Here is an 8,205-nt window from a genome sequence, read left to right as displayed (position 1 = left end):
CACATTCACCACATACAAATCGAACTGCGCCATGAACATCGCCGACAACAACACCGGCAACATCAACCACCGACGCGGATCGGGGCCCGATCCCACGTCACTTGCGCTGTTCGACATCAGTTGGACCTTGTCTCGGTTCGTCGCCATGGGATGGAGTCCCTTGTGAGAGGCGGTTTGTGGAGGGTTCCGCGGCCCGGTCGACCCGGTCGGCGTGCGCCGGGCGGCGCGGACGCTGGCAGACGTCCGCGCCGACCGGCACCGGCCGTTGTCGTGGGGCGGCGGTCAGACGGCGGCTGCCGTCGCTGCGGCTGCCGCCGCGCTCTGCGTGCGTTCCTTCTCGAGGCGCCAGTCGACCTTCGAGTACTCCTCGGAGGCCAGCGCGATCGACTCGTCGATGCTCAGCACCGTGGGGAGGCCGAAGAGCGTGACGATCTTCGTCAGACGCTCGGGGACGGTGCCCCCGATGACGTGGTAGGGGATCTCGAGCTCGTCGAGCGCCCGCAGCAGCATGTCGTCGCAGGTGCTGCGGAAGCGCTCGTTCATGGGCCGGTGGCCGTCACTGGCCAGCCCGAACTCCCTGCGCAGATGCACGAAGCCGTCGAACGACTCCTTGACGTGCTGTTTGAAGTAGTGTCCCAGCTGCGCGGTCACCTCCCCGAAGAAGTCCATCTCGGGGGAGGGCGGCGGCGGGCTGTCCACGTTGGCACCCGGGTCCATGCCGAACTCCACACGGGCGGCCGCGTACGTCCACTCCTGAAGCGAGGATCCGTCCGCGATGAAGCTGCTGCCCAGCAGCGCCTCGTTGACCGCGCGGCCGACGTGGCGGCGCACGGCCAGCTGGATGTACTCCGCCGGCGTCACCTCGGTGAGCGCCTTGCCGGGGACCGCGTCGGGCATGATCTCCCGGATGGTCTTGGCTGGGGAGCGCGGTATGCCCGTGTGGTGCGAGAGGGCCATGGCGGTGAAGGTCTTCCCCGCCGAGTAGGTACCGGAGATCGAAATTCTCATGTGTGGGGCTCCTGCCGGTCGCTATGTCGGGGCGGGCGTCGGTCGTGACGCCGTCACGCCGCTTCGGGTTCGGCCTTGGCGGGCAGCTCGTGCGCGAACGAGCAGCGCATCTCGATGCCGCCGAGGCGGCCCTGGATGTCGACGCTGCGCCACGTCGCGCCGCGCAGCGGCAGAAGGCGCTTGGCCGAGATGGACGCGTGGGCCTCGAGGGGCGCCGTCAGGGGCTGCCGGATCTCGGCGGCGTCCATGACGGTCTGCATCATCCACAGGGTGTTGCTGCTCTCCCGGGTGATGGAGTCCAGCTCGTACATCAGCACCTGGGCCAGCTGGAGGTTGACGACAAAGCAGTCGACCAGGGCGATGGACGGCTGACCCTCTCCCTCGATGCCCCGCGTCGGCGCCCGGCTGCCCTCGACCTCGTGGAAGGCCACCTGGCCCCTGGCGGTCAGGTCGTCCATGTCCACCCGGACGTCCCCAATCGTGTGCCGCCGCAGCTTGAAGCCCTCGCCGTAGAACCGCTCCTCACCCGGCCCGAGGGCCTCGACGAGCGAGCCGAACCTCGCCTCGGTGCCGGCCTTGCCGGCCACCCGGTGCTCGATCTCGCAGCGCACCCGCAGGCCCCCGACGGAGCAGTCGTACACCGACTGGAAGCCTCCGGCGGCAGCCGGCTCGGGCGCGGTGTCCACGAGCTTGGCGGACAGGGCGATGCCCTCGAGGTCCTCCTGCGGGGCGTTGCCCGCCCGCAGGACGATCTTGCGCAGCCGCATCGTGCGCCGGTCCTGCCCGTCCAGCCCGTAGGCGTGGACGAGGTGGAGTTCGGCGAGCTGGACGCCGAGCACCAGGGCGTCGATCGTGCTCAGGTGAGGACGAAGGTCGGTGCCGTCCTTCTTCTTGGACCAGTCCGCCGGGTAGGTCAGATTGGCCTTGGCGAGCACTCCCGGCTTCTCGGAGCCGGCCGGCGTCACGACGATGTCGTGGACGTCGTAGGTGGCCCGCTGGTAACCGCGGGAGAAGAAACGCGTCTCCCCCGGGCCCAGATAGTCGTCGATGGAGCGCAGCGCGAGCCGCTGTCCCGTCGTCATCGGGTCAGCCCTCGCCCTGGGACCGCGCCTCGATCGCCTGCTCGTAGGCGTTCACCAGGTCGCTGACGGAGCGGATGTCGGTGATGGAGACCTGTTCCGAGAACGGGTCGACCCCCAGTTCCGCTTCGAGCTGGATGAGCAACTGGGCGAGCATGAGCGAATTCAGGCCGAGTTCGAACAGTTCATCGTCGGCCGACAGGGATTCCGATGCATCCTCCGACTCCATGAGGAGGGCGTGGATCTCCTGCTCGATCACGCTGCGCACACTCTTTCGGACTAGCATGTGATGCCTCCGTCGATAACCAAGGACTGCCCGGTGACAAAGGACGACCGGGAAGAGGTGAGGAAGAGGACCGCGTCGGCTATCTCGTCGACGTTGCCCAGTCGGCCGAGTGGAGTGCGGCGCTGAATCCGTTCGCGGTTGGTCGAAGTGACCTCCGCGGTCATGTCGCTGTCGAAGAATCCGGGGACGAGTGAATTCACCCGGATGTTGAAGGCGCCGAGTTCCCGGGCCAGGCTTCGGGTGAAGCCGTCCAGTCCGGCCTTGGCGGCGGCGTAGGCGGTGACGCCCCGGTAGCCGCGGATCGCGTTGATGGAGGAGATGTTGACGACGGTCCCGCCGCCACCGCGGGTCATCACCCGGGCGCAGGCCTGGGTGAGCATGATCGGGGCCGTGAGGTTCTTGGTGATCAGGGCGTCGATCTGCTTGGGCGCGGTGGTGAGGAAGAGCTCCTGGTGGAGCACTCCCGCGTTGTTGACCAGCAGGTCGATCCGGCCGAACCGCTCGGTCACGCTTCGTGCGAAGGTGCGCAGGGACTGCGGTTCGCCCAGGTCGGCTGCGGCCCAGAAGAACGCGTCCGGCCGGTCCTCGGCGATCGTCCGCGTGAAGTCGTTCTGGGCGCGGCAGAAGGTCGCCACACGCCAGCCCTCCTCCAGCAGCCGCTCGACCAGGGCCCGGCCGAGTCCCTTGCTCCCGCCGCTGATCACGGCGACCTTGCGGTCGTCGGCCGCGGTCTCCCCCGTGGACTCCTGCGCCGTCGTCACGCCGCGCTCCTGATCTTCTTGAAGCGGTCGGAGTGCTGGTCGGCGTCGGAGACCTCGACCACCACCGGCACCTTGAACGCCTCGAGGCGCTTGCGGCAGTGGGCGCGGATCTCGCGGACCACGTCCCGCTCGTCGGCGGGCTCGGCCAGTTTGACGGTGGCCTTGACCACCATCCCGGTGATGTGGCTGGGGCGGCCGGAGACCGTGGCCTCGGCGATGTTGGGGATCTCGAGCAGGACGTTCTCGACCTCGCTCGGGTACACCTTCTCGCCGGCGACGTTGATGATCTCCGAGCGGCGGCCGAGGATGCGCACGTAGTCGCCGTCGGTCTCCACCGCGTCCTGGGTGTTGAAGAAGCCCTCGTCGTCGAAGGGCGCCGGCGCGTTGAGGTAGCCGAGCATCGCCATCTCCGAGCGGATCCACAGGATGCCGTCGGTGATGCGGTACTCGAACCCCGCCCCGCCCAGCTTCACCCACAGGGTGTCGTCGCTCTTGGACTTGGTGGGCATGATGCCCAGCTCGGACAGCCCGTAGGTCTGCTTGAAGCGGATGTCGGGCAGTGCCTCCTTGAGTTTCTGGAGCGTCCGCAGCGGCATCGGCTCGGTGCCGTAGGTGATCAGCCCCAGGGTGCTGATGTCGAAGCGCTGGTAGGCGCCCGAGATCAGCAGCATGTTGAGGAAGGTGGGGGTGGTGGGCAGGACCTCCACACCGAACTCGGCGACCGCCGCGCACACCGTCTCCGGGGTGCGCTCGGCGATGGTGACGATGGCACCGCCCTGGCTGAGTGTGTGCAGCAGGGTGTTGATGCCGCCGATGTGGTCGAGGTTGAGGAAGGCCAGGGTGCGCTTGGGCCGGGTGGGCTCGCCGTAGCGGGCCAGCACCTTCCCGAAGTCGAGTACGGTCGCCTTGCTCCGGCCGGTGGTGCCCGAGCTGAACAGGACCAGACCGGGGGCGCCGCGCTCCCGAAGGGTGCCGTAGAGCTCGTGGTCGGCGGAGCGGTCCGTGCGCTCGTGGGCCCGAGTCCCGTTGTCGGCGTCGATGGTGACGACGGCCTCGACCTCGGCGATCTCGTGGAACTCGGCCCGCTTGGCGTCCGGCAGCGGCGTCAGGGGAACGACGATGGTCCCCTGCTCGATGAGGGCGAGCAGGCCCGCGCACGCCTCGACGGAGCTGACTCCCTCGAGCGCCACCACCTGTCCCGGACGCACCTCGTTGACGGCCAGGAATTCCTGCCAGTCGGCAATGCGCTGCACCAGATGCGAGTAGCTGTAACGCGTACCGTTGAAGACGACGGCGTCCTTGTCCCCGAAACTCTTCAACCGGTCGAGAAACGAGCTTGTCATTACGCTCCTCCAAGATTCTTCCCGCCAAGGCATGAGCGTCGATGGGATTCGCGCCTGAAGCCGGGCGCGGTGCTTGGCTGAGCACCACCATGGCACCGGGGCCGGAGAAGTTCCCGCGCCGTCCGGATACTTTGTCAAGTGGGCGGGCAATGGCCGGCCGCACTCAAGTGGGGGAGAGCCGGGGCGCGTTCGGAAAGCGTGCGCTACCTGACAAAGTGTGCGCCGCCCTTCGTGGTCCACCGCGCTTCTTGACCTACCCTTGGCATTCACCGCATGGCCTCGGTCGCTTCCGGTCGTGGCCCGCCGCCCACACAGCAGGGACTTGGGACTGCGGAGGAGGAGTGCCGACATGGCCGAATTCAAGGTCCTCGGCGGGATCCTGGAGGAGCTGGCCGCCGAGGGGGTCCGCGTCTGGCTCGACGGGCTCTGCCGGGACCGGCTCGCCTCCGGACGCCTGGACCGGCTCGTCCGGGACGGGCGGGCGGCAGGGGTCGCCTCCGATCCGGCGCTGTGCGCGCGGGCCGTGGCCGAGAGCCCGGCCTACCACGAGCAGTTGGACCAGCTCGCCCACCGGGGCGTCGGCACCGAGGAGGCCGTGCGGGCCCTCACCACGTACGACGCGCGCTGGGCGTGCGATGTGCTGATGCCGGTCTTCGAGTCGGGCACGGGGGTGGACGGAAGGGTCTGCATCGAGACCGATCCCCGCCTGGCCCGGCGCACCGCGGCGACGGTGGCCGAGGCGCGGGCGCTGTCCTGGGCGGTGAACCGGCCCAACCTGCTGGTGAAGATCCCGGCCACCACCGAGGGGCTGTGCGCCATGAGCCAGTGCCTCGCCGAGGGGATCGGGGTCAACGCCTCACCGGTCTTCTCGGTGGAGCGCTACGGCGCCGTCCTCGACGCGTACTTCGAGGGACTGGAGCGGGCCCTGGACGCGGGGGTGGAGCTGGCCACGGTCGGATCCGTCGTGTCGTTCTTCCTGGGGCCGGTCGACACCGCGGTGGACGCATCGCTCGACGAGCTCGGGGCGGGGGCGGTCAAGGAGCTGTGCGGCGAGGCCGCGCTCGCCAACGCCCGCCTGGCGTACCGGCTCTACGAGGAGCGGCTCGGCAGCGAGCGATGGCGGGCGCTGGCCGCTGCGGGGGCGAGGCCGCAGCGCCTGCTGTGGACCGCCACGCAGGTGGGCAACCCCGCCCACCGCGACACCCGCTACGTCGAAGGGCTCGTGGTCTGGGGCACGGTGAGCGCCATGACCGAGGCCACGCAGGAGGCGCTGGCCGACCACGGCGAGCTGCGCGGCGACACCGTGACCGGTGAGCACACGGCGGCCCGCGGGGTCATGGACGCGCTGGAGCGGCTCGGTATCTCCTTCGCCAAGGTCACCCGTGAGCTGGAGGAGCAGGCGCTGCGCGCCTCGTTCGCGGCCTGGGAGCGGCTGAGCGGGGCCGTCGAGGACGCGCTGCGGCGGCCCCACGGCGCACCCGACCGCGTGACTCGCCCCGAACCCGGCCCTCCCCTGATCTGACTCACCGTCATCCGGCGACCTCCATGCGCCGGGCGCTGCGTCCCACGGCCGTTCACGCCGAGAGCGACCGCTCGGTCCTCCCGGGGAAGGGGGCGTCGGCCAGGGCCAGCAGTGGAGCCGCCTTCACGGCGGTCTCCTCGAACTCCGCCTCCGGATCCGACAGTGCCACGATCGCCCCTCCGATGCCGTAGCGGACCCGGTTCGGGGTCACCACGGCCGTGCGGATGACGATGCTCAGGTCCGCCGTCCCCGTCAGCGAGAGGTAGCCGATCGCCCCCGAGTACACCCCGCGGGGGCCGTCCTCGAGACGGTCGATGATGCCCATGGTGCGCACCTTGGGCGCGCCCGTCATCGAGCCGCCGGGGAAGGCGGCGCGGACGCACGCCACGGTCGAGGTGTCCTCGCGCATCCTCGCCCGGACCGTGCTCACCAACTGGTGCACGGTCGCGTACGACTCGACGGCGAAGACCTCGTCCGCCTCCACCGAGCCCACCCGCGCGCACCGGCCGAGGTCGTTGCGGACCAGATCGACGATCATGAGGTTCTCGGAGCGGTCCTTCTCGTCGGAGAGCAGGTCCGCCGCGAGGGCGGCGTCCTCGGCCGGTGTGGCGCCCCGCGGCCGGGTGCCCTTGATGGGCTTGGACTCCATCGTCCCGTCCCGGTCGACGCGCAGGAACCGCTCGGGTGAGGTGCTGAGCACATGGACCTTGTCGAACTGGAGCAGGGCGGCGAACGGGGCCGGGCTGGTCCGGCGCAGATACCGGTACGCGTGCCAGGGGTCGAGGCGGCCGCGCAGCTCGGCCATGTTGGTCAGGCACACCTCGTAGCTCTCGCCGGCCGCGATCTGGTCCTGGCAGTCGGCGATGAGCCCGAGGTAGCGGTCGCGGTCGTGGCGCAGCACCAACTCACCGAGGCCCAGGCCGAGTCCGGGCCCCGGCACCGGCCCGGGCTCCTCGTACGACGTCATGGACGGGTCGGGCAGCTCGCTCAGCCGGTCGGCGGTGGAACGCATCCAGTCCCGCGCGGAAGCCTCGTCGCCGTCCTCCACCAGGGCGAGCAGATAGGTGGTGGAGCCGGCATGGTCCAGGAGGACGGCCCGGTCGGCGAAGACCATGGCGGCGTCGGGCTCCTCGGAGCGGTGGACGCGTTCGCCGCCGCACTCGGCCTTGAGCTCGTAGCCGAGGTAGCCGACCCACCCGAGGGCGAAGTCGAACGGCAGGCCGGGAGGCAGATCGGCCGGGTCCACGCGGCCGGTGCGCAGATCCTCCTCGAGCCAGTCCAGGAACCGCCCGGCCACGATGCGCGTGGTCCGCGCCGACCGCACGGTCACGGTGCCGCGCCACACATCGGCCTTGGCCACGCGGGCGAGCGGCCCGGAGGCGTCCCCCATCACGGAGAACCGCCCGAGCCCGGAATCGGGGCGGCTGCTGTCCAGCCAGAAGGCATGGTCGCCACCACGGAAGAGCCGCTCGAAGGCGGCCTCGTCCCCCCACCGGGTGGGCATGCTCTCGACCAGAATCCGAAGCCGCCCGCGCGGCGCCGCGGCCGCGGCGGGCCGTCCCGCGGGCGCAGCCGCCCTCGCTGTCCGCCTCGGACCCACCCGCCCCGCACGGAGGTTGTGCCGCTCGCTGAGGCGGGCGAAGTTGGCCAGGAGGCGGTGGCCGTGTTCGGTGGAGACGGACTCGGGATGGAACTGCACACCCCACAGCGGGCGTCGGCGGTGGCGAAGGCCCATGAGGACACCGTCGGGTGTCCACGCCGTCGCCTCCAGCGCCTCCGGCAGCTCGGTCACGGCCAGCGAGTGGTAGCGGACGGCCTCGAAGGGGGAGGGCAGCCCGGAGAACAGGCCGCCGCCCCCGTGCAGGACCGGCGAGGTCCGCCCGTGGCGTGGCTCGGGGGCCCGCTCCACCGTTCCACCGTGCGACAGGGCCAGCCCCTGGTGCCCGAGGCACACCCCGAGCAGCGGCAGCCGGCCCCGCTCCACGATCTCCCGGCAGATCCCGAAGTCCGCGTCCCGCGCCGGTGTGCCCGGACCCGGGGACAGGACCACCTTGCCGAACTCCTCCAGCCGTTCCGTCCGCCACCGCGGGTCGTCGTTGCGGACCACCACCGGTTCGTCCCCGTCGACCTCGGCCAGGTAGTGGAAGAGGTTGTAGGTGAACGAGTCGTAGTTGTCGACGAGTAGCGTGCGCACTGGCCCCCGTAC

At 70.3% G+C, this 8,205-nt stretch carries 7 protein-coding genes; 1 reads left to right on the top strand and 6 read right to left on the bottom strand.

Going from position 1 to position 8,205, the window contains the following annotated elements:
- Positions 1 to 282: 282 nt before the first annotated feature.
- Genes IEY86_RS14900 through IEY86_RS14880 form a run of 5 tightly spaced genes read right to left on the bottom strand, consistent with a single transcriptional unit; the run spans position 283 to position 4,477 of the window.
- Positions 283 to 1,008 carry an AAA family ATPase gene (locus tag IEY86_RS14900; protein WP_189132136.1) on the bottom strand — a complete coding sequence of 242 codons (726 nt, stop codon included), beginning with the start codon at positions 1,006 to 1,008 and terminating at the stop codon, positions 283 to 285.
- A gap of 53 nt (positions 1,009 to 1,061) precedes the next feature.
- Positions 1,062 to 2,090 (bottom strand): AvrD family protein, encoded by a 1,029-nt coding sequence (locus tag IEY86_RS14895; protein ID WP_189132135.1) that lies wholly within the window; start codon positions 2,088 to 2,090, stop codon positions 1,062 to 1,064.
- Between the two features lie 4 nt (positions 2,091 to 2,094).
- On the bottom strand, positions 2,095 to 2,373 hold the full coding sequence (locus IEY86_RS14890) for an acyl carrier protein (RefSeq protein ID WP_189132134.1): 279 nt from the start codon (positions 2,371 to 2,373) through the stop codon (positions 2,095 to 2,097).
- On the bottom strand, positions 2,367 to 3,134 hold the full coding sequence (locus tag IEY86_RS14885) for an SDR family NAD(P)-dependent oxidoreductase (RefSeq protein WP_189132133.1): 768 nt from the start codon (positions 3,132 to 3,134) through the stop codon (positions 2,367 to 2,369). Before IEY86_RS14885 ends, IEY86_RS14890 begins: the two co-directional genes overlap by 7 nt.
- Complete coding sequence (locus tag IEY86_RS14880) at positions 3,131 to 4,477, bottom strand: class I adenylate-forming enzyme family protein (RefSeq protein ID WP_189132132.1); 1,347 nt, start codon at positions 4,475 to 4,477, stop codon at positions 3,131 to 3,133. Before IEY86_RS14880 ends, IEY86_RS14885 begins: the two co-directional genes overlap by 4 nt.
- 349 nt (positions 4,478 to 4,826) lie before the next feature.
- On the opposite strand from IEY86_RS14880, the gene tal reads away from it, so the two are divergent.
- Positions 4,827 to 5,999, top strand: coding sequence for a transaldolase (tal, locus tag IEY86_RS14875; RefSeq protein ID WP_189132131.1), 1,173 nt, complete (start codon positions 4,827 to 4,829; stop codon positions 5,997 to 5,999).
- A gap of 52 nt (positions 6,000 to 6,051) precedes the next feature.
- Here tal and pabB read toward each other — a convergent pair whose 3' ends face one another.
- Positions 6,052 to 8,193 (bottom strand): aminodeoxychorismate synthase component I, encoded by a 2,142-nt coding sequence (gene pabB, locus IEY86_RS14870; protein WP_189132130.1) that lies wholly within the window; start codon positions 8,191 to 8,193, stop codon positions 6,052 to 6,054.
- Positions 8,194 to 8,205: the final 12 nt, after the last annotated feature.

The sequence above is a fragment of the Wenjunlia tyrosinilytica genome (genome assembly GCF_014646055.1).
Classification (GTDB): domain Bacteria; phylum Actinomycetota; class Actinomycetes; order Streptomycetales; family Streptomycetaceae; genus Wenjunlia; species Wenjunlia tyrosinilytica.
Note: the sequence above shows the minus strand (reverse complement) of the source record. Positions and strands in the feature narration are given on the sequence as shown.